This is a genomic window from Dickeya dadantii NCPPB 898 (genome assembly GCF_000406145.1).
Classification (GTDB): Bacteria; Pseudomonadota; Gammaproteobacteria; order Enterobacterales; family Enterobacteriaceae; genus Dickeya; species Dickeya dadantii.
This window is the reverse complement of the sequence record NZ_CM001976.1, coordinates 1,132,432-1,153,715: the sequence shown is the minus strand read 5'-3', so window position 1 is coordinate 1,153,715 and position 21,284 is coordinate 1,132,432. Positions and strand designations below refer to the sequence as shown.

At 58.5% G+C, this 21,284-nt stretch carries 16 protein-coding genes; 5 read left to right on the top strand and 11 right to left on the bottom strand.

The window, feature by feature from the left end:
- Position 1: 1 nt before the first annotated feature.
- From secD to queA, 4 genes are all read right to left on the bottom strand, one after another.
- The gene (gene secD / locus DDA898_RS05645; RefSeq protein WP_071604508.1) at positions 2 to 1,849 is read right to left on the bottom strand and encodes a protein translocase subunit SecD; all 1,848 of its coding nucleotides are present in this window, start codon (positions 1,847 to 1,849) and stop codon (positions 2 to 4) included.
- A gap of 28 nt (positions 1,850 to 1,877) precedes the next feature.
- Positions 1,878 to 2,213 carry a preprotein translocase subunit YajC gene (gene yajC / locus DDA898_RS05640; protein WP_012770768.1) on the bottom strand — a complete coding sequence of 112 codons (336 nt, stop codon included), beginning with the start codon at positions 2,211 to 2,213 and terminating at the stop codon, positions 1,878 to 1,880.
- A gap of 125 nt (positions 2,214 to 2,338) precedes the next feature.
- Complete coding sequence (tgt, locus tag DDA898_RS05635) at positions 2,339 to 3,502, bottom strand: tRNA guanosine(34) transglycosylase Tgt (protein ID WP_038910503.1); 1,164 nt, start codon at positions 3,500 to 3,502, stop codon at positions 2,339 to 2,341.
- 94 nt (positions 3,503 to 3,596) lie between these two features.
- Positions 3,597 to 4,664 (bottom strand): tRNA preQ1(34) S-adenosylmethionine ribosyltransferase-isomerase QueA, encoded by a 1,068-nt coding sequence (gene queA, locus DDA898_RS05630; RefSeq protein WP_038910501.1) that lies wholly within the window; start codon positions 4,662 to 4,664, stop codon positions 3,597 to 3,599.
- Between the two features lie 161 nt (positions 4,665 to 4,825).
- Between queA and DDA898_RS05625 the strand changes: the two genes are divergently transcribed.
- Both DDA898_RS05625 and DDA898_RS05620 read left to right on the top strand, forming a co-directional pair.
- The gene (locus tag DDA898_RS05625; protein ID WP_038910500.1) at positions 4,826 to 5,431 is read left to right on the top strand and encodes an acyl carrier protein phosphodiesterase; all 606 of its coding nucleotides are present in this window, start codon (positions 4,826 to 4,828) and stop codon (positions 5,429 to 5,431) included.
- A 178-nt stretch (positions 5,432 to 5,609) separates the two neighbouring features.
- On the top strand, positions 5,610 to 6,212 hold the full coding sequence (locus DDA898_RS05620) for a peroxiredoxin C (RefSeq protein WP_038910498.1): 603 nt from the start codon (positions 5,610 to 5,612) through the stop codon (positions 6,210 to 6,212).
- A 92-nt stretch (positions 6,213 to 6,304) separates the two neighbouring features.
- Here DDA898_RS05620 and proY read toward each other — a convergent pair whose 3' ends face one another.
- The 6 genes from proY to phoB form a co-directional block, all read right to left on the bottom strand.
- On the bottom strand, positions 6,305 to 7,657 hold the full coding sequence (proY, locus tag DDA898_RS05615) for a proline-specific permease ProY (protein WP_038900540.1): 1,353 nt from the start codon (positions 7,655 to 7,657) through the stop codon (positions 6,305 to 6,307).
- 102 nt (positions 7,658 to 7,759) lie between these two features.
- Entirely contained in the window at positions 7,760 to 9,079 is a 1,320-nt protein-coding gene (gene brnQ / locus DDA898_RS05610) for a branched-chain amino acid transport system II carrier protein (protein WP_038900539.1), read from the bottom strand.
- A 409-nt stretch (positions 9,080 to 9,488) separates the two neighbouring features.
- Positions 9,489 to 10,595 (bottom strand): cobalamin-independent methionine synthase II family protein, encoded by a 1,107-nt coding sequence (locus DDA898_RS05605; protein ID WP_033111679.1) that lies wholly within the window; start codon positions 10,593 to 10,595, stop codon positions 9,489 to 9,491.
- Positions 10,596 to 10,798: 203 nt separating this feature from the next.
- On the bottom strand, positions 10,799 to 11,776 hold the full coding sequence (locus tag DDA898_RS05600) for a PstS family phosphate ABC transporter substrate-binding protein (RefSeq protein ID WP_038900538.1): 978 nt from the start codon (positions 11,774 to 11,776) through the stop codon (positions 10,799 to 10,801).
- Positions 11,777 to 11,857: 81 nt separating this feature from the next.
- Positions 11,858 to 13,180, bottom strand: coding sequence for a phosphate regulon sensor histidine kinase PhoR (gene phoR / locus DDA898_RS05595; protein ID WP_038910497.1), 1,323 nt, complete (start codon positions 13,178 to 13,180; stop codon positions 11,858 to 11,860).
- 27 nt (positions 13,181 to 13,207) lie between these two features.
- A complete protein-coding gene (gene phoB / locus DDA898_RS05590) occupies positions 13,208 to 13,897 on the bottom strand; it encodes a phosphate response regulator transcription factor PhoB (RefSeq protein WP_012770778.1) in 690 nt (229 codons plus the stop codon).
- 386 nt (positions 13,898 to 14,283) lie between these two features.
- Here phoB and sbcD point away from each other — a divergent pair, with 386 nt between their 5' ends.
- Positions 14,284 to 15,516: an exonuclease subunit SbcD gene (gene sbcD, locus DDA898_RS05585; RefSeq protein WP_038910495.1), complete on the top strand. Its 1,233-nt coding sequence runs from the start codon at positions 14,284 to 14,286 to the stop codon at positions 15,514 to 15,516.
- Entirely contained in the window at positions 15,513 to 19,196 is a 3,684-nt protein-coding gene (locus DDA898_RS05580) for an AAA family ATPase (RefSeq protein WP_038910494.1), read from the top strand. Before sbcD ends, DDA898_RS05580 begins: the two co-directional genes overlap by 4 nt.
- 36 nt (positions 19,197 to 19,232) lie before the next feature.
- Here DDA898_RS05580 and mak read toward each other — a convergent pair whose 3' ends face one another.
- Positions 19,233 to 20,144 (bottom strand): fructokinase, encoded by a 912-nt coding sequence (gene mak, locus DDA898_RS05575; RefSeq protein ID WP_038910493.1) that lies wholly within the window; start codon positions 20,142 to 20,144, stop codon positions 19,233 to 19,235.
- Positions 20,145 to 20,314: 170 nt separating this feature from the next.
- Here mak and rdgC point away from each other — a divergent pair, with 170 nt between their 5' ends.
- Positions 20,315 to 21,226 carry a recombination-associated protein RdgC gene (gene rdgC / locus DDA898_RS05570; protein ID WP_013316810.1) on the top strand — a complete coding sequence of 304 codons (912 nt, stop codon included), beginning with the start codon at positions 20,315 to 20,317 and terminating at the stop codon, positions 21,224 to 21,226.
- The last annotated feature ends 58 nt before the right edge of the window (positions 21,227 to 21,284 follow it).

The following is a 21,284-nucleotide window of genomic DNA, read 5'->3' as shown; positions in this document are numbered from 1 at the left end:
CTCAGATAGACAGCTTTTTGATGCGTTTGCCGCCGTACAGCAGGTTTACGATGGCACGGGTACCAACAATCGCAGTAAACATGGACGTCGCCACGCCAATACCGGTCGTAATCGCAAATCCTTTAATCGAACCGGTACCGATCGCATACAGGATAAGAACCTTAATCAGCGTCGTGACGTTCGCATCGAAGATGGAGCTGAACGCGCCCCGGTAACCTTCGTCAATCGCCTGCTGAACGGTGCGTCCGTTGCTCAGTTCTTCTTTGATACGCTCGTTAATCAGTACGTTGGCGTCCACCGCTACCGCAAGGGTTAACACGATGCCCGCAATCCCCGGCATGGTCAGTGTAGCCCCCGGCAGCAGCGACATAATGCCGACAACCAGCACCAGGTTCAACAGCAGCGCGGACGTCGCAATCATGCCGAACTTCTTATAGAAGAAGATCATGAACAGGATTGACACCACCAGGCCCCACAGGCAGGCTTCCAGCCCCTGGGTAATGTTCTGCATACCGAGGGTTGGGCCGATGGTGCGTTCTTCCACAATCTGAATCGGCGCAATCAGCGCGCCGGCGCGCAGCAGCAGCGACAGCTGACGGGCTTCGTTCGGGTTGTCGATGCCGGTAATACGGAAGCTGTTGCCCAGACGAGACTGGATAGTGGCGACGTTAATCACCTCTTCCTGTTTTTCCAGAATCGCACGGCCGTTGGCGTCTTTCTTGCCGCTATCCTTATACTCCACGAACAGGGTCGCCATCGGTTTGCCGATGTTGTCCTTGGTGAAGTTGGACATCGCGTTGCCGCCGGCGCTGTCCAGCGAGATATTGACCTGCGGACGGTTGTATTCATCGTTGCCGGAGGTGGAGTCGGTAATGTGATCGCCGGTCAGAATCACGCGCTTATACAACGCCACCGGTCCGCCATCACGCATATTCATCACTTCGGTGTCGCCCGGCACACGGCCGCTGGCCAGCGCGGCAGGATCGACATTGCTGTTGACCAGACGGAACTCCAGTGTGGCGGTCGCGCCCAGAATTTCTTTGGCGCGCGCGGTGTCCTGAATCCCCGGCAGTTCCACCACGATGCGGTCGGCGCCCTGACGCTGCACCAGCGGTTCGGCTACGCCGAGCTGGTTAACACGGTTGCGCAGGATGTTGATGTTCTGCTGCACCGCATATTCGCGAGCTTCGCGCAGACGGGCATCGCTCATCACCGCACGCAGCGTATCGCTGCCGCTGGCGCTAATCACCAGATCGCGATGGCGGGAGGTCAGGTAATTGAGCGCATCGTCACGCAGTTGGCCGTCGCGGAACAGAATGTCCACGCCATAGTTGTCCGACTTGCGAACAGAAGCATACTGGATGCCTTTCTCGCGCAGATCGCTGCGCAGGGAATCCATCGTCTGCTCCTGCAGCTTGCCTAACGCGGTGTCCATATCCACTTCCATCAGGAAGTGCACACCGCCACGCAGGTCAAGACCCAGTTTCATCGGTTCCGCTCCCAGCATTCTCAGCCAGGTTGGGGTAGCGGGCGCCAGGTTGAGCGCGACCACATATTTCTCGCCCAGCGCGTTCAGCAGAACTTCACGAGCGTGAAGCTGCACGTCCGGCGTAGAGAAGCGCGCGAGAATGGCACCGTTTTCCAGCGCAATAGACTTGCTGGCGATATTTTGTTCTTTCAAAACATTCTGGATCTGGACCAGCGTAGATTCACTGGCGGCGGTTCCTCGCGCGCCAGTGACCTGAATTGCCGGATCCTCACCATACAGGTTAGGAAGTGCGTAGAGCAGACCAATGACGATCGTCACGATCAGCATCAGGTACTTCCACAGAGGATAGCGGTTTAACACGGTAGTTCCCTTCGGGAAAGTCGAAAAATTACAGGGCCTTCATGGTACCCTTCGGCAGTACGGACGTCACGTAGTCACGCTTGATCACGACTTCGTTGGTATCGTTCAGCGCAATGGTGATAAATCCATTATCAGCCACTTTGGTCACACGACCCACCAGGCCGCCGTTGGTCAGCACTTCGTCGCCTTTGCTGATCGAATCCATCAACTTTTTGTGTTCCTTGGCGCGTTTTTGCTGAGGGCGCAGGATCATGAAGTAAAAAATCAGACCGAACACGGCCAGCATAATCACCAGAGAGTACGGGCTTCCTTGAGCCGGAGCACCTGCGGTTGCTGCCACAGCGTCGGAAATGAAAAAACTCATTTAAATGTCCTCTTTAGTTATCAAAACAACAGTTATCAACACGAAAAGTTATCAATACTAAAAACCATCAAACGAAAATCATCACGAAAAGCGATCGGTAAAACGCTCATGCCACGCAAACGTGCTTACTGCGGCGCATGACCTTCATGGTCATTTCCCGCCGCGTTGTCGACCAACGGCGGCACCGGTTTACCGATGCGCTGGTAAAACTCGGTCACAAAGCTCTCTAATCTACCTTCCTCGATAGCCTGACGTAAACCCGCCATCAGGCGCTGATAATAGCGCAAGTTGTGGATGGTATTGAGGCGCGCGCCGAGTATTTCGTTACAACGGTCCAGATGGTGCAAGTAGGCGCGACTATAATTGCGACACGTGTAGCAATCACAGTGCTCATCCAGCGGTCCGGTATCATCTTTATGTTTGGCGTTACGGATCTTGACCACGCCGTCCGTTACGAACAGATGGCCGTTACGGGCGTTGCGGGTCGGCATCACGCAATCAAACATGTCGATACCGCGGCGCACCCCTTCCACCAAATCTTCCGGTTTACCCACCCCCATCAGATAGCGGGGTTTATCCGTCGGCAACTGCGGGCAGACATGCTCCAGAATGCGATGCATATCGGCCTTCGGCTCGCCGACCGCGAGGCCGCCCACAGCGTAACCATCAAAGCCGATGTCCACCAGCCCTTTTACCGACACATCACGTAAATCTTCGTAAACACTGCCCTGAACGATGCCGAACAGTGCGTTTTTGTTGCTTAATTCGTCAAAACGCTGACGACTGCGCTTCGCCCAGCGCAGCGACATTTCCATTGAGCGCTTGGCGTAGTCCCAATCGGCCGGGTAAGGAGTGCACTCATCGAAAATCATTACGATATCGGAACCGAGATCGTACTGAATTTCCATGGATTTTTCCGGGCTGAGGAAAATAGCGTCGCCGTTGATCGGATTGCGGAAATGTACGCCTTCTTCGGTGATTTTGCGGATATCGCCCAGGCTAAACACCTGAAAACCGCCGGAATCGGTCAGGATCGGGCCATGCCACTGCATGAAGTCATGCAGGTCGCCGTGCCGTTTCATGATTTCCTGCCCTGGGCGCAGCCACAGGTGGAATGTGTTGCCCAGAATGATCTGAGCGCCGGTGTCTTTAACTTCTTCCGGCGTCATCCCCTTAACGGTGCCGTAGGTGCCGACCGGCATAAACGCCGGGGTTTCCACCATACCACGATCAAAAACCAGACGACCGCGACGCGCGCGGCCATCCGTTTGCAACAGTTCGTACTTCACTTAACCTCCAGCATCAGAAAACAGTCTGATGACGTTATTGATATACCCACAGAACCTGGCCTGCGGTATGAGAATAGTTCGGCAGTGGATTGGATTACCCCACCAGCTCCTGTTCCGCCGACGGATTACGGGTGATGAACATCGCATCCCCGTAGCTGAAAAAGCGGTATTGCTCCTCCACCGCCTGCTGGTAAGCCGTCATGGTATGGCGGTAACCGGCGAACGCCGAAACCAGCATAATCAGCGTCGATTCCGGCAGGTGGAAGTTGGTCACCAGCGCATCCACCACGCGGTAGCGATAGCCGGGATAGATAAAGATGCGGGTATCGCCGAAAAACGGCGCGATAATCTCGCCGGTACTGGCCTGAGCCGCGCTTTCCAGCGAACGTACCGACGTCGTGCCGACCGCGATAACGCGATTGCCGCGCGCCTTGCAGGCCAGTACCGCATCCACTACCGCCTGCGGCACTTCGGCATACTCGGCGTGCATGATGTGATCTTCGATGGACTCCACCCGCACCGGCTGGAATGTGCCGGCGCCGACATGCAGGGTAACGAAGGCCATTTCCACCCCTTTCTCCTTCAGGGCGGCCAGCAGCGGCTCATCAAAATGCAGACCGGCGGTCGGCGCCGCTACCGCGCCGGGGCGCTGGCTGTACACCGTCTGGTACAATTCGCGGTCCGCCGCTTCATCCGGACGGTCGATATAGGGTGGCAGCGGCATATGCCCGATGTCATTGAGAATGGTCAACACATCGCGCGTATCGTCAAACTGAATCTCGAACAACGCGTCATGACGCGCCAGCATGGTGGCTTTCACGCTCTCGTCTTCGCCAAGCAACAGTTCAGTGCCGGGCTTCGGCGCTTTGGAGGCGCGCACATGCGCCAACACGCGCTTGTCATCCAGCATGCGCTCCACCAGCACTTCCAGCTTGCCGCCGCTAACCTTGCGGCCAAACAGACGCGCCGGGATCACCCGGGTATTGTTGAACACCAGCAGATCGCCCGGCTGCAACTTATCAAGCAGATCGGTAAACACGCCGTGCGTGAGCGCACCGGTGGGGCCATCCAGCGACAACAGGCGGCAACCGCTGCGTTTTGCCTGCGGATAACGGGCAATCAGAGACTCAGGCAATTCAAACGAAAAATCGGCAACACGCATGACCATTCACTTAATTTTCGGCACAGAGGAACAAAAGAAGCGGCCTAGTCTAGAGCCCGTCGGGACCGGCTGCAAGAAATAAGCGGGACAGGGCGCCGCCTTCCTCTATACTTGCCGCATTGATTACGCCCCCTTCACCTTTCAAGGACCGCGCCGACGCCATGAATTTTCTCGCGCATCTGCACCTCGCCACGCTGGCGCAAAGCTCGCTGACCGGAAACCTGATGGCGGATTTCGTGCGCGGTAACCCCGACAGTTTGTACCCGCCTGACATCGTCGCCGGTATTCGTCTGCACCGACGCATCGACGTGTTAACCGACAGCCTGCCGGAAGTACGCGCCGCCTGCCGTCATTTCAGCGCCGACTATCGCCGGGTCGCGCCGATCGCGCTGGATGTGCTGTGGGACCATTTTCTGGCGCGCAATTGGCCGGAGCTGGAACCAGCGACGCCGCTGACGCACTTCGTCGCCGATGCCGAGCAGCAGATCGCGCCCCACCTGGCCGATAGCCCGGAGCGCTTTCGCAACCTGAATCATTACCTGTGGCCGGAACGCTGGCTGGAACGCTACGCCGAACTACCGTTTATCGCCGACGTGCTGCACCGTATGTCGGTACGCCGACCGAAGCTGGCGGCGCTTTCCGGTTCGTTCGGCGATATTGAACGTCACTACCATCAATTTGAAACATTATTCTGGCAGTTCTATCCTCGTATGATGCATCTGGCAAAAACAGGTCAGCTTGATGGCCCGGCTGACGCCGCACGGTAAAACGATGAACAGCACGCCAGGCTGTTCATCTGCCAGTGAAAAGAATTATCAATTGATTCGATAGACAAAAGCTATCTTATTGATTGGTCGCTTTCGCTTTATTCACCGGCAGGCTGTACCTATACTTACGGCGTTCATTACATCCACCTATCATTAACAGCTATTTACAGGAGTAATTATGGTCCTGGTAACTCGTCCTGCCCCCGACTTCACTACCGCTGCCGTACTGGGAAGTGGGGAAATCGTTGAGAATTTCAATCTGAAAAAGCACATCAACGGTAAACCGGCTGTGATCTTCTTCTGGCCGATGGACTTCACCTTCGTGTGCCCGTCCGAGCTGATCGCTTTCGATCACCGCTACGAAGAGTTCAAGAAGCGTGGCGTTGAAGTGGTTGGTGTGTCTTTTGACTCCGAATTCGTGCACAACGCCTGGCGTAAAACCCCGGTCGAGAACGGCGGTATCGGCGAAGTGAAATACGCGATGGTCGCTGACGTTAAACGCGAAATCCAGAAAGCCTACGGTATTGAACACCCGGAAGCCGGCGTGGCGCTGCGTGGTTCTTTCCTGATCGACAAAAACGGCATCGTGCGTCACCAGGTGGTGAACGATCTGCCGCTGGGTCGTAACATCGATGAAATGGTGCGTATGGTTGACGCGCTGCAGTTCCACGAAGAGCACGGCGAAGTGTGCCCGGCTCAGTGGGAAAAAGGCAAAGCCGGTATGGGCGCGTCTCCGGACGGCGTCGCTAAATACCTGAAAGAAAACGCCAGCAACCTGTAATCGATCCTTTCGATATCAGTAATCAGCCAGCGGCTTCGCCGCTGGCTTTTTTATGCCCGCCAGTCGACGGCGGGCGATACAGAGTTATGCGCTCAGGCGCGACGCCGACGCAGCGCGTAGCTTGCCAGCAACAACGCAATCCACACCATGCCGGCGTACAGCGCAATGCGGGTATCCGGGAAGTAGCCGATCAGGCCGATGATAAACACCAGGAACACGATACCGACCGCTGCGGTCGCCGCGCCGCCCGGCAACGGAAACGCCAGCGCTTTAGCCTGCTCGCGGCCCAGTTTGCGACGAAAGGCAATCTGCGAGCACAAAATCATGATCCACACCCATACGGTGGCAAAGGTCGCCAGCGAGGCGATCACCAGAAACACTTTCTCCGGCATGATGTAGTTGAGGTACACCGCCACCAGCAGCGCCAGCACCATCACCACCACCGTAACCCAGGGCGTGCCGCGCTGCGACAGACGGCCGAACACCTGCGGCGCATGCCCCTGTTCCGCCATGCCGTGCAGCATGCGGCCAACACCGAACACGTCACTGTTGATGGCGGAGAGCGACGCGGTAATCACTACAAAATTGAGGATACCGGCCGCCGCCGTGATGCCCATATGCTGGAAGGTCAGAACGAACGGGCTTCCGCTGGTTCCCACCTGATTCCACGGATAAATCGACATGATCACGAACAGGGTGCCGACATAGAACACCAGAATACGCCAGGGCACCGAGTTGATGGCGCGCGGAATCGATTTATGCGGCTCTTTAGCTTCGCCGGCGGTAATCCCGATGATCTCCACGCCGCCGTAGGCAAACATCACCATCTGCAACGACAGAATCATCCCCATCACGCCGTTACTGAAGAAACCGCCGTTGGTCCACAAATTATGGATGCCGGTAGGCTCGCCGCCGTTGCCGATCCCCCAGACGATGATGCCGATCCCGGCCACGATCATCACCACAATGGTCGCCACCTTGAAAAACGACAGCCAGAATTCCAGCTCGCCGAACACCTTCACGTTCATCAGGTTGATGGCGCCGATGATCAGCACCACGCTCAGCACCCAAATCCAATGCGGCACCGCCGGAAACCATACGCCCATATAGATGCCGAAGGCGGTAACGTCGGCAATCGCCACAATCAGCATCTCAAAACAGTAGGTCCAGCCGGTGATGTAGCCCGCCAATGGGCCGAGGTAGTCGCGGGCGTAGCGGGAAAAGGAGCTGGCTTGCGGGTTGTTGACGGACATCTCGCCCAGCGCGCGCATAATGATATAGGCAAACACGCCGCCAATCAGGTACGCCAGCAACACGCTGGGGCCCGCCATCTGGATGGCGCTGGCCGAACCATAAAATAGCCCGGTGCCGATGGCAGAGCCCAGCGCGATAAAACGAATATGCCGCGTACTTAAGCCGCGCTTGAGTTTGGATTGTTGTTCCATAAGTTTGGATTGTTGTTCCATAAATAAATAAGCAACCCTGTCTTTACACACGAAAAAACCACAGGCAAACGCCTGTGGTGAAAAACATCCCTCAAACCGTACTCAGGAATGTGCGGTGACTTCCTGACGACCGGTGATGCGGTCATAAATCGCCACCACCAGCAGAATGAGCAGCGACGGCGGCAACCAGGCCAACCCTTGCTCGCTCATCGGCAGGCTCTGCGTCCAGCCCGGCAGCAACGACTGGAAGGCGGATGACTTGATGCCGTCAATCAGGCCAAACAGCAGGCTGACCAGCATCACCGGCGCGATGACGTGCGTGCTGTTGTTCCACCAGCGGCGGGTGAAGCTCAACAACACCAGCACAATGCACGGCGGATAAATCGCGGTCAGCACCGGCACCGACAGTTGAATCAGGTGACTCAGCCCCAGATTGGATACCACCATGGAGAACAGCCCCAGCACAAACACCAGCGCACGGTAGGACAGCGGCAGGTACTGGGCGAAGAATTCGGCGCAGGCGCAGGTCAGGCCCACCGCCGTGACCATACAGGCGATAAAAATCAGCAGCGCCAGGAAGCTACTGCCCATGTTGCCGAAGGTGTACTGCACATAGGCGTGCAGGATCTCGGCGCCATTCTGCGCGTTCGGCACCAGCGAGCCGCTAAAGGAACCGAGGTGGAACAAACTCAGGTACACCAGCGTCAGCCCCAGCCCGGCGATCAGCCCGGCCCAAATGGTGTAACGGGTTAACAACGCCGCGTCGCTAACGCCGCGTGAACGGGCGGCGTTGACAATCACAATGCCGAACACCATCGCGCCCAGCGTATCCATGGTCAGGTAGCCGTTGACGAAACCACTGGAGAACGGCACCTGCTGGTAGGCCTCGGCCGTCGGCATCGGCGTGCCGGCTGGCCATAACAGCGCCGCGATGCCCAGCACGGTCAGCGCGATGATTTTTACCGGCGCCAGAATATGCCCAACGGTATCCAGCAAACGGCCGGGATAGAGCGAAATCGCGATCACGATGGCGAAGTAAATCAGGCTGTAAATCAACAGCGGCGAGGCGCCTTCGCCCACCAACGGCGCGATCCCTACTTCGAACGACACCGTGGCGGTGCGCGGCGTGGCGAACAACGGCCCCACCGCCAGATAGCAGACCGTCGCCAACAGCACGCCGGCTTTCTTGCCGATCGGGCTGCTCAGCGTATCGATGCCGCCGCCCACGCGGGCCAGCGCGATCACCGTCAGCACCGGCAGGCCCACCGCGGTAATCAGGAAACCGAGCGCAGCGATCCACACGTGTTCACCAGCCTGCTGGCCAACCATCGGCGGGAAAATAATGTTTCCGGCGCCGACAAACAGGGCAAAGGTCATGAAGCCCAATGCCACGATATCTTTGGAAGTTAAACGATGACTCATATGTATGTTGTTGTTGCCTGTAAAAATGGTGTTGCCGGTGAAACCGGGCGCTAAAGCGGCGCACGCGAAGAGCGAGACGTCCGTGCGATGTGCAGGATTATGGATGTGAGTTTTTATTGCACAGCGTTAATGGGGGCTAAGTAAAACGTTTATAGCAATAAAAGGCAATACGCGATCGGTAAACCAGAACATTAATCTAATATTTTGTATAAATTCAGCATCTCGATTTATCTTTTCACGATCAGACTATACATGATTTGTGCATCAAAACAGTTTTCAGCGCGAAAGATCAGCTCAAAAATCCGACAAAGAGCAATAATTATCCATATTAAAAACTTATAGAAATAAAAAACGCCGGTAATAAGCACCGGCGTTATAAAAAAAGTGTACTGACCTGCAGAATCGGCCGTTACCAGACGCGTTTGGCGATATCCACCACCAGTTTCAGTTTGGCCCACTGCTGCTCTTCCGACAGCGTGTTGCCCTCTTCGGTAGACGCAAAGCCGCACTGCGGGCTTAAGCACAGTTGGTCCAGCGCAATATATTGCGTCGCTTCGGCGATGCGCTGCTGCACGTCGTCCGCTTTTTCCAGCGCCCCGGTCTTGGTGGTAATCAGGCCCAGCACCACTTTCTGGTGACCCGGTTTGATGAAACGCAGCGGTTCGAACCCGCCCGCCCGCTCGGTGTCGTATTCGAGGAAGAACGCGTCCACATTGACTTCGCCGAACAGGGTTTCCGCCACCGGCCCATAGCCGCCTTCGGAAATCCAGGTGGAACGGAAGTTGCCGCGGCAAACATGCAGGCCCACTACCAGATCGGCAGGTTTGCCTTCCAGCGCCTTGTTCAGCACCTGCGCATAGGTGCGACGCAGATAATCCGGATCATCGCCACGTTCACGGATCTGGCGTTTCTGGTCTTCGGAGCACAGATAAGCCCATACGGTGTCGTCCAGTTGCAGATAACGGCAGCCCGCTTCATAAAACGCGTGGATCGCATCATGCCAGGTCTGCGCCAGATCGTCGAAGTAGTCGGCCAGATCCGGATAAACGGTACTGTCGATCACGCTACGGCCGCCGCGGAAGTGCAGCACGCTCGGGCTGGGGATAGTCATTTTGGCGACGGCATCGCCGGCCACGCTTTTAAGGAAACGGAAATCGTCCAGCATCGGGTGCTGCGGATTAAAACTGACCTTGCCGGTGACTTTTACGCCGCGAGCTTTGGTCTGCACGCCGTTGAACTGGATGCCCTGCTCCGCTTCATAGCGCTCCACGCCATTCAGGTTGTCAAAGAAGTCAAAATGCCACCAAGCGCGGCGAAACTCGCCGTCGGTCACCAGTTGCAGACCCGCCGCGCGCTGCAATTCCACCGCACGCTGAATTTCCTGATCTTCGACGCGGCGCAACGCAGCGGCATCAATCTCACCGGCCTGAAACTGTAAACGCGCCTGCTTGATGGCAGCCGGACGCAACAAACTGCCGACCACATCGGCACGGAACGGAGGAAGGGCTTGTGTCATGGTTTGCTCCTGCATTTCAGCTGACACGAAACAACCTGGTTTCAGGCAGTTGGTTTTCAGATGAATGGTTTTTAGATGAAACAATTACGCCGCTGAACTTTATAGCCATCCAGACGGCTAGAAGTGAAGCTATCCTGTCATGCGTTTTTCTCAACGACAATAGAAGAATTTTCACGACACATGAAATAAATTCATTTTGCTCATCAGTTTTTCGCAGGATCGCTCTCCGATGCCGGCGTCGCATCGTCAAGCCCGAGCAGTTGTCTGGCCTGTTCGCGCGTGATTTCCGGTAGCGGCAGGTAACCATCCTGGCTGACCAGCGCCTGCCCCGGCGCTGACAACACCCGGTCAAGAAACGCGGCGGTCAGCGGTTCCAGCGGTTTACCCGGCATTTTATTGACGTAAATGTAGAGATAACGCGTATAGGGATAGCGCCCGCTGCGGATGGTGTCGGCGGTCGGCAACACGTAATCGTCCTTGTCGCTGGCCGCCAGCGGCAACACCCGCACCCCGCTGGCGCGAAAACCGATGCTGGCGTAACCGATGGCGTTGACCGACGCCGCTACCGCCTGCACCACCGAGGCGGAGCCGGGCAATTCGTTGACCTGCGGCAGGAAATCGCCGCCGCACAGCGCCTGTTGTTTGAAGAAGCCATAGGTGCCGGAGGCCGAATTGCGCCCATAACGCAGCAGCGATCGTTGTTGCCAGACGCCGTTCAGCCCCAGTTCCTGCCAGCGTTGCACCGTTTTCCCGGCGCCGCAGCGTCGCGTCACGGAGAAGATGGCGTCAAGCTGGCGCACCGTCAGCCCGGTAATCGGGTTGTCCTGATTGACCAGCACCACCAGCGCGTCCAGCGCCACCGGCACCGCTGTCGGCGCATACCCGTAATGCTGTTCGAACGCTTCGATTTCGCTGCTCTTCATCGGCCGGCTCATCGGCCCCAGCTGTGCCGCCCCTGCCGCCAGCGCCGTCGGCGCCGACGACGAACCGGCCGCCTGAATCTGCAGGTTAACGCCGGGGTAATGCTGGCTGAAATCCGCCGCCCAGAAGGTCATCAGGTTTGCCAGCGTGTCGGAGCCGGCGCTGGATAGGTTGCCCGCCAGCATAGCCTGCGGCGCAGCGGCGGCGGCCTGACCGAACAGGCACAACAGCAAGGCAAGCAGGCGGCGGGTGGGTATCATCTGTGGTTTCCATCGGGGTAAGAGACAAGAACCCGCTATTTTCGGCACAGCGGCGGGGACAATCAAGCCCCGCCGCAGCTATCACAACTGTGGGTTCGCCGTGTTCTGATTCAGCACCGAACGGACAATCAGCCGGTTCGGCAACGTGAACATGAAACGGGAGCCGGCGCCTTCTTCGCTGAGAATTTCCAGCCGGGAGTCGTGGTGGCTGAGCGCATGCTTGACGATCGCCAGCCCCAGCCCGCTGCCGCCGGTCTGGCGCGAACGGGCCTTGTCGACACGATAAAAACGTTCGGTCAGGCGCGGAAGGTGTTCGGCGGCGATGCCCGGCCCGTTATCGCTGACCTGGAACTGCGCGCCCTGCGGCGTCTGCTGCCAGCACACCTCAATGCGGGTGCCCTGCGGCGTATGGTTGACGGCGTTATACACCAGGTTCGACACCGCGCTGCGCAACTGTTCTTCGTTGCCGAACACCTGCAGTTGCTCATTGACGCGAAACACAATCTCGTGACGCCCCTGACTCAGGGTATCGGCTTCACGCTTGAGCAGCCGCAGCATCAGCGGGATATCCACCTTCTCGTTGAGATCGATGGCGGCGGCGGCTTCGATGCGCGACAGCGTCAGCAATTGCCGCACCAGCCCGTCCATGCGGCGGGTTTGCTCCTGCATGGTGTGCAACGCCTTGGACTGCAACGCGCCATCCAACGATTCGTCGTTCATCATCTCCAGATAGCCCTGCAACACCGTCAACGGTGTGCGCAGCTCGTGGCTGACGTTGGCGAAAAAGTTGCGCCGCGCGCCCTCCAGTTGATGCATCTGGGTCACATCGCGGGCCACCATCAGCAGTTGGCCTTCCGAATAGGGCATCACCCGGAATTCTACGTGGTGGGCGTTTTTCAACGTCAGCGTCAGCGGGCGGCTGAAATCCTGCAGTTGCATGTACTGGGTGAATTCCGGGTAACGCAGCAGGTTGAGGATGTTCTGGCCGTTGTCTTCCGGCCAGCGAAAGCTGAGCAGGTGCTGGGCCAGCCGGTTACACCAGATGATGCCGCCCTCTTCGGTAGTGATCACCACCGCATCCGGTAATGATTCCGCCCCACTGCGAAAGCGTTTGATCAGCAGCGCCAGCTCACGCCGGCGGCGGCGGTTACGCAGTTGCATCTGATACAAGCCGTAAAACAGAGGTTCCCAGCTCCAGCGGCCGGGCGGCGGGGTCATGCTGCGGTCAACCCACAGCCAGTAAGATAAACGCAGCTGGTTATAGAAGTTCCAGCACAGCGCCGCCAGTACCGACGCCAGCAGGAACCAGGGCAGATAGCCGATAATCAGCCCCAGCAGCAGACCGGGCAAACAAAAAAAAGCCAGCTCCAGCGCCAGCTTTTTCCAGGACAAACGTTCTAGCACGTCAGATTTTCTCCGGGACTCACGCTATCAGTAACGTGTTGAGAAACGGTATCCAGTTCCCCGAACGGTCTGAACCATCTTGTCGTGTCCACTGGTTTCCAGCGCCTTGCGCAGGCGGCGGATATGGACATCCACAGTCCGATCCTCAACATAAACGTTAGTGCCCCATACATGATTCAGCAACTGCTCACGACTATATACCCGTTCCGGATGGGTCATAAAGAAGTGCAGTAGCTTGAACTCCGTCGGCCCCATATCCAGCGCGTGTTCTTCCGTAGTCACCCGATGGGACGAGGGGTCCAGGCTCAACCCGCGCATTTCAATCACTTCTTCAACCGCCATCGGCGAAATCCGGCGCATCACCGCTTTGATGCGCGCCACCAGCTCTTTGGGCGAAAACGGTTTGGTGATGTAGTCGTCGGCGCCCACTTCCAGACCGCGCACGCGATCTTCTTCTTCACCACGCGCCGTCAGCATCATGACCGGAATATCACGGGTCAGCGCTTCGCGTTTCATGTGCTTGATAAACTGCAAACCGGACCCGCCGGGTAGCATCCAGTCCAGCAGCACCAGTTCAGGATAAGGTTCGGCCAGCCGGGTAACGGCGCTGTCATAATCCTCAGCCTCAACCGGCTGATAGCCGTTCTGTTCCAGCACGAAGCACACCATCTCGCGGATCGGCGCTTCATCTTCCACCACCAAAATACGTCTTGCCATATCAATCCTGCCGTTAATCGTCACGGTTAGCGTGCGGTGTGCATTATGCGTCAGTTTTATGACAGATTTATGAAAAACGGCACCCCTGCCCGCGGCGCGTTTCCTCCCCGACGGCCGCGGCCCCCGGCCGATGCCGGAGAGCGTCGGCGCGCTAAATTTCTCATATTATCCGCCTGCAACAACGCAGCCAAACATCCCCAGGTAGCCGGGGCCATACAGATATTATGGGACATGCCCTAAACTGCACGCCTATAATCGCCGATGATAAAGACGCGGCGTTTCGCCATGACATACAGGTGCCCGCCTTATGCCCTTGTCCGCGAACACCGCCAAAACAATATATCGTTTGCACTCAATATCGTTTGCACTCACCTGCAGGGAGTCTCATGCGAATTATTCATACGTCTGACTGGCATCTCGGTCAGTACTTTTATACCCGGAGCCGTGCGCCTGAGCATCAGGCGTTTTTGCACTGGCTGGTTCAGCAGGTTGAGCAGCATCAGGCCGATGCAGTAATAGTAGCAGGTGATGTGTTCGATAACGGCGCACCGCCCAGTTATGCCCGTGAAATGTATAACCATTTTGTGGTGGCGTTGCAGCGCACCGGCTGCCAGTTGGTGGTAATGGGCGGCAACCACGATTCGGTCGCCACGCTGAATGAATCACGCGCGCTGCTGGCCTGCCTGAATACCCGGGTGATTGCCGGCTTTGACGGCGATATCAACGAGCAGGTGCTGGTGCTGAACAACCGCGCGGGCGAGCCAGGCGCGCTGCTGTGCGCCGTTCCCTTTCTGCGTCCGCGCGACGTGCTCACCAGCCAGGCCGGCCAGTCCGGCGCGCAAAAACAGCAGGCGTTGCAGGACGCCATCGCCAGCCATTATCAGCGCTGTTATCAGCTCGCCTGCGAGCAGCGAGAAACGCTGGGCCGCGAACTGCCGATTGTCCTGACGGGCCACCTCACCACGGTGGGCGTCGCCACGTCCGATTCGGTGCGCGATATCTATATCGGCACGCTGGACGCGTTCCCGGCGCAGGCATTCCCCCCGGCGGACTACATTGCGCTCGGCCATATTCATCGCCCGCAGCGAGTAGCGCAATGCGAGCACATCCGTTACAGCGGCTCGCCGATTCCGCTGAGTTTTGACGAACTGAATCATGAGAAATCAGTGTATCTGGTGCATTTCGAGCAGGGTAAACTGCACGAGGTTACCGCACTGACCATACCGACCGAGCAGCCGATGCAACTGGTCAAAGGCAATCTGCCGGAGATCGAACGCCGGCTGGCCGGATTCCGCGACTATCATGGCGACAAAGCGGTGTGGCTGGATATTGAAATCGCCACCCAGGATTATCTGAGCGACATGCAGCAACACATTCAAACGCTGACTGAACCGCTGAATGTGGAAGTGCTGCTGCTGCGCCGGGCGCGGGAACAGCAACAACAAATGCTGGTGCAACTGGAGAAGGAAACGCTGGAGGAGCTACATCCCGCCGAGGTGTTTGCCCGGCGTCTGGCGCAGGAGAACGATTTGGACGAGCCTCGTCAGCAGCGCCTGAAAGGCTTGTTCGATCGGGTTATTCAGGAAATTGACGAGCAGCGACGGGAGGCGTCCGCATGAAAATTCTTAGCCTGCGCCTGAAAAACCTCAACTCGCTACAGGGCGAGTGGAAAATCGATTTCACCCGCGAGCCGTTCGCCAGCAACAGCCTGTTTGCCATCACCGGTCCCACCGGCGCAGGCAAAACCACGTTGCTGGACGCCATCTGCCTCGCGCTGTACCACCAGACGCCGCGCCTGAAAGTCGGCCCCAGCCAGAACGAACTGATGACGCGCCACACCGCCGAATGTCTGGCGGAAGTGGAATTCGAGGTGAAGAACGTCGCTTACCGCGCCTTCTGGAGCCAGCGCCGCGCCCATAACAGCCCGGAAGGCAATCTGCAGCCGCCCAAGGTGGAACTGGCGCTGTGCGCCGACGGCAAAATCCTTACCGACAAAGTGAACGATAAGCTGACGCTGATCGCCGATATCACCGGGCTGGATTTTGAGCGTTTCACCAAATCGATGATGCTGTCCCAGGGGCAATTCGCCGCCTTCCTGAATGCCGATGCCAATCAGCGTGCCGAGTTGCTGGAAGAGCTGACCGGCACCGATATTTACGGCCAGATCTCGGAGCGGGTATTCGAGAAACACAAAGACGCCCAGAGCCAGTTGGAAACCCTGCGGGCGCAGGTCGCCACGCTGGAGCTGCTGAGCGACGAGCAGCGTCAGGCGCTGGAGCAGCAGTTGGAAGCCATCCGCCAGCAGGAACAGTCGCTGTCGCTGCACCGGGAAGAGGTGCTGGAGCATCAGCGCTGGTACGACACGCTGTTGCAGCACCAACAGGCGCAACAGCAGGCTCAGCAGCAGCACGCCGCGCAGGAACAATTGCAGCAACAGTCGCAAACGCAGTTGGATAAATTGCAGCGTAGCGAACCAGCGGAAAAACTGCGTCCGCGCTTTGATGAACGCGAGCGCGCGCTGCGGGAGAAACAGCGCCTGACCCACCAGTTGAATAGCGTTCGCCAGCAGGTCGGCCGCCAGCAGGATGCGCTCAATCTGTTGAAAGCCCAGTTGGAAAAAACGCTGTCCGCCCGCCAGCAACACGCCGAGCATCGCCAGCAGCAGGAAACGTTGATTAATGAACGTATTCTGCCGCTCGACCATCACATCGCCACCCAGCAGGCCCAGCGCGCCCAGCAGCAACAGGCGCTGGATAGTCTGCTTGAACTGCAGAAAACGCTGATCGCCAGCCTGAGCAAACTGCAGCGCCAGCAGGAACAGACGCGGCAACGGCTGGCCGACATCGAAGCCTATCGCCAGCAACATAGCCGCCACCAGCATCTGGGCAGCCATATTCCGCTATGGCAGGCGCAATTTCCCCAGCAGCAGAAATGGCAGCAGGACTTGCAGGTGCTGCAGGAAAAAGCGGCGCAGCAGCAGATTCAGGCGGAGTACCTTGACCAGCAGCGCGCTTCGCTCGCCGAAAAACAGCAGGCGCAGCAAAGCGCCTGCGAACGCGCCCGGCAACTGCTGGCCGAACATCTGCAACAGGATGAACAACTGGAGGCGGAGCAACCGCTGGCAAACCTGCGCCAGCAACTGGCCCGGCTTATGGCCGAGCGGCCGGATCGCCAGCAGTTAGCCACCAGCGCCGCCGTGTTACAGCAGTTGATGAGCCAGCGCACCTTACTGGACGCGCAACAGCTGGATACCCAGCGCCGTATTCAGGCGCTGGAAGAGCAACAGACCCAGCAGCGTCAGGACTATCAGCGTCAGGCCGATCATCTGGCCGACCTCGACAAGCGCCACGAGCTGGAGCTGCGCATCGTCAGTCTGGAACGCGAGCGTCAGCAACTGCAACCGGGCAAAGAGTGCCCGCTGTGCGGCTCCCCGCATCATCCGGCGGTGGAGCGCTATCAGGCGCTACGCCCGTCGGAAACTCAGCTCCGGCTGCATGCGCTGCGTCAGGAAGTCGAGGCGCTGAAAGCCAGCGTGGTGCAGACCGAAACCCAGCTTCAGTTGCAAAAACAGCACCGCCAGCAGCAGCAAAACGCGCTCGACGGCGTTCGCCGCGATTACGAGTCGCTGCAGTTGCAGTGCCAATCAGTCAGTGAACGCTTACTTGTTGACTTCGATCCGCTGCAACTGCCGGCCTTGCATCAGTGGATTGAAGAAGCCAACGCGCAGGAGCAGTCGCTGCAGGCGCAGATCGCCAGCCGTGAACGCAATCAGCGCCATATTCAGGAAAGTAAGGATTTACTCACCTCGGCGCAGCAACTGCTGGCGCAAACCGTCCAGCAACTGGAGTTGAATACCCAGCAGCAAACATCGCTGCACGCCTCTCGGGACGAACTACGGCTGTTGCTGGAAAAAACCGAACGCGAGTTACAACGCCTGCACGACAGCCTTAGCCAGACGATGGAAACGTTTGAACTAACGGCGCCCGCGCTGGCGCAGCAGGAAGACTGGCTGCGTCAGCGCCAGACGGAATGGCTGCGCTGGCAGGAAAACGAACACGAACAACATCAGTGTCAGCCGCAACTGGCCGCACTGGAAGCGGAAATCATCGCCAGCCAGCAGCGACAGGAAGAAACCGACGCCGCCATCAAAACTTATCAGCAGCAACTGGCCGATACCCAGCACACGCTGGAACAGGCGCAGCAACAGCGCTGGCAACTGATGGGCAATCAGGCGGTGAACGACGTGCTGAAGCAGTTGCGGCAGGTCAGCCAGACGCTGGAGCTGGAAAGCCAGCAGGCGCAGCAGCAATGGCAACAGGGCCAGTCGCAGCAAAGCCGCCTGAACGGGGAAATCGACAGTCTGGAACAGCAACACCAGCATGCCGAAACTGCATTGCAGCAGCTTCAGGCCCAGTTTGCGGAAGAATTGACCGCCGCCGGCTTCGACGATGAAGCCGCCTTCCGTCACGCCTTGCTGAACGAGGCCGAGCGCCATCAACTCCTCACGCTGAAGGAACGGCTCAGTCAGCGCCAGCAGCAGGTGGAGGCGCTGTTGCAGCAGGCGAACAGCACGCTGGAGCAGCACATGGCGACCCGGCCGGAATCGATGCCGGAAGGCATCAGCGACTGGGATATCCGTCAGTTGCTCTCCGGACTCGGGGACATGGTGAAAACCGAAGTCGAACATCAGGGCCAACTGCGCCAGCAGCTTGCCAGCGATCAGCAACGCCGCGACAAACAACGCCTGCTGCTGGAGGCAATCGCCCGCGGTCAGCAACAGTGCGACGACTGGGGCTACCTCAACCAGTTGATTGGCTCGCAGAAAGGCGACAAGTTCCGCCGCTTCGCACAGGGGCTGACGCTGGACCATCTGGTGTTTCTGGCTAACCGCCAGCTATCGCGCCTGCATGGGCGCTATCTGCTGCAACGCAAGGCATCCGACACGCTGGAATTGCAGGTGGCCGATACCTGGCAGGCCGACGCGGTGCGCGATACCCGCACGCTGTCCGGCGGCGAAAGCTTCCTGGTCAGTCTGGCGCTGGCGCTGGCGCTATCCGACCTGGTCAGCACCAAAACCCGCATCGACTCGCTGTTCCTCGACGAAGGCTTTGGCACGCTGGACGGCGAGACGCTGGATACCGCGCTGGACGTGCTGGATAACCTGAATGCGTCCGGTAAGAGCATCGGCGTCATCAGCCACGTGGAAGCGATGAAAGATCGTATCCAGGTACAAATCCGGGTCAGAAAGCGCAACGGTCTGGGCGTCAGCCAGCTCGACAGCGCGTACGCGGTGAAATAAACCCAGCGGGGGCGCATCCGGCGTCCCCGCTGAACCTTACCGCTGTTGCGGCCATAGCCAGGCGGCGCCGCGCACGCCGCTTGAGTCGCCGTGCATCGCCTGTCGAACCGGCGTATCGCACTCGCCGCCAAACACCCACTGTTTCAGCAAACCGGGCACGGTGTCATACAACCGTGTGACGTTGCTCATGCCGCCGCCCAGCACAATCACATCCGGATCCAGCAGATTGACGATATGCGCCAGCGATTTAGCCAGCCGCCGCTCATAGCGTTGCAATGCCTGTTCCGCCAGCGCATCGCCTTGCCCGACCCGCGCGATAATCTCATGGCCCTGACGCGTCTGGCCGCTCAGACGCTGGTAATCCGCGCCAAAGCCGGTGCCGGAGATAAACGTCTCGATGCACCCCGTGCGGCCGCAATAGCACGGCATCGCCTGCTGGTCGCGCCATTCATCGGCGTCCATCCACGGCAACGGGTTATGGCCCCACTCGCCAGCCACGCCGTTGCGCCCGATGTGCGTCTGTCCGTTCAACGCGATCCCGGCGCCGCAGCCGGTACCGATAATCACCGCGAACACCTTGTCTGCACCCGCCGCCGCGCCATCCACCGCCTCGGATACCGCAAAGCAGTTGGCATCGTTCGCCATCCGCACCGGCCGACCTAACAGCTGCGCCAGATCCTGATCCAGCGGCTGCTGATTCAGCCAGACCGAATTGGCGTTTTTTACCCGGCCGGTCACCGGCGACAGCGTGCCGGGAATACCGACGCCCACGCTGCCGCGCTGCCCGGTGGCCTGCTCCGCCATAACCACCAGATCGGCGATGGTTTGCAGGGTTTGACGATAATCGTGGCGCGGCGTCGCCACCCGGTGGCGAAAAGCCTCGCGCCCCTCGTCCGTCAGCGCAATGACTTCGATTTTGGTCCCGCCTAAATCAATACCTATTCGCACGTTGTCTCCTGTTTATCCACCGAACTCGCGTGTTCCTGATGATGACATTATCGTACCGTCCCTCAACACAATTCGTTATCATGCCCGTTGCGAATAACCCCTGCGTCCTGATACTTGCTCCACGCTATCACGTGGAACCGCACCAGAGACGCGCCAGTCTGGGAAGAAAAATGCTGTGGTTTAAAAATTTGATGATTTATCGCCTGAGCCGCGATATCAGCCTCTCTGCGGACGCCATGGAGACACAGCTGGCCTCCCTCGCCTTTACCCCCTGCGGCAGTCAGGATCCGAGCAAAACCGGCTGGGTCTCGCCGATGGGTCCGCACGGCGATGCCCTGACCCACGTGGTCAACGGCCAGATTCTGATCTGCGCCCGCAAAGAAGAGAAGATCCTGCCTGCGCCGGTCATCAAGCAGGCGTTGCAAGCCAGGATCGATAAGCTGGAAGGCGAACAGCACCGCAAGCTGAAGAAAACCGAAAAAGACTCGCTGAAAGACGAGGTGCTGCACAGCCTGCTGCCCCGCGCGTTCAGCCGTTTTAGCCAGATTTCGCTGTGGATCGACACCGTCAACCATTTGATCATGGTGGATGCCGCCAGCGCCAAGAAGGCCGAAGACACGCTGGCGCTGCTGCGTAAAACGCTGGGGTCGCTGCCGGTGGTGCCGCTGACCATGGAAAATCCGATCGAGCTGACGCTGACCGAATGGGTACGCTCCGGCCAGACGCCCGCCGGTTTTGCGCTGCAGGACGAAGCCGAGCTGAAAGCGGTACTGGAAGACGGCGGCGTCATTCGCTGCAAGAAGCAGGAACTGGTCAGCGACGAAATCGCCACCCACATCGAAGCGGGTAAAGTGGTGACCAAACTGGCGCTGGACTGGCAGGAGCGTATCCAGTTGGTGCTGGCGGACGACGGCTCGCTCAAGCGTCTGAAATTCGCCGATACCCTGCGCGAGCAGAACGACGACATCGACCGGGAAGACGTGGCTCAGCGATTTGACGCCGACTTTACGCTGATGACCGGTGAAGTGGCGGCGCTGATCGCCAGCCTGACGGACGCGTTGGGGGGCGAGGCGCAGCGGTAATTCCGCCGGTCGCGTTGGGCTGTTGACAAATCAGCCGGTTTGTTTTGCAAATGGTGAT

Excerpts from the sequence above, each read along its gene's own strand:
- yajC (WP_012770768.1), bottom strand. The coding sequence starts at position 2,213 with ATGAGTTTTTTCATTTCCGACGCTGTGGCAGCAACCGCAGGTGCTCCG.
- queA (WP_038910501.1), bottom strand. The coding sequence starts at position 4,664 with ATGCGTGTTGCCGATTTTTCGTTTGAATTGCCTGAGTCTCTGATTGCC.
- DDA898_RS05625 (WP_038910500.1), top strand. The coding sequence starts at position 4,826 with ATGAATTTTCTCGCGCATCTGCACCTCGCCACGCTGGCGCAAAGCTCG.
- DDA898_RS05620 (WP_038910498.1), top strand. The coding sequence starts at position 5,610 with ATGGTCCTGGTAACTCGTCCTGCCCCCGACTTCACTACCGCTGCCGTA.
- proY (WP_038900540.1), bottom strand. The coding sequence starts at position 7,657 with ATGGAACAACAATCCAAACTCAAGCGCGGCTTAAGTACGCGGCATATT.
- brnQ (WP_038900539.1), bottom strand. The coding sequence starts at position 9,079 with ATGAGTCATCGTTTAACTTCCAAAGATATCGTGGCATTGGGCTTCATG.
- DDA898_RS05605 (WP_033111679.1), bottom strand. The coding sequence starts at position 10,595 with ATGACACAAGCCCTTCCTCCGTTCCGTGCCGATGTGGTCGGCAGTTTG.
- DDA898_RS05600 (WP_038900538.1), bottom strand. The coding sequence starts at position 11,776 with ATGATACCCACCCGCCGCCTGCTTGCCTTGCTGTTGTGCCTGTTCGGT.
- phoB (WP_012770778.1), bottom strand. The coding sequence starts at position 13,897 with ATGGCAAGACGTATTTTGGTGGTGGAAGATGAAGCGCCGATCCGCGAG.
- sbcD (WP_038910495.1), top strand. The coding sequence starts at position 14,284 with ATGCGAATTATTCATACGTCTGACTGGCATCTCGGTCAGTACTTTTAT.
- DDA898_RS05580 (WP_038910494.1), top strand. The coding sequence starts at position 15,513 with ATGAAAATTCTTAGCCTGCGCCTGAAAAACCTCAACTCGCTACAGGGC.
- rdgC (WP_013316810.1), top strand. The coding sequence starts at position 20,315 with ATGCTGTGGTTTAAAAATTTGATGATTTATCGCCTGAGCCGCGATATC.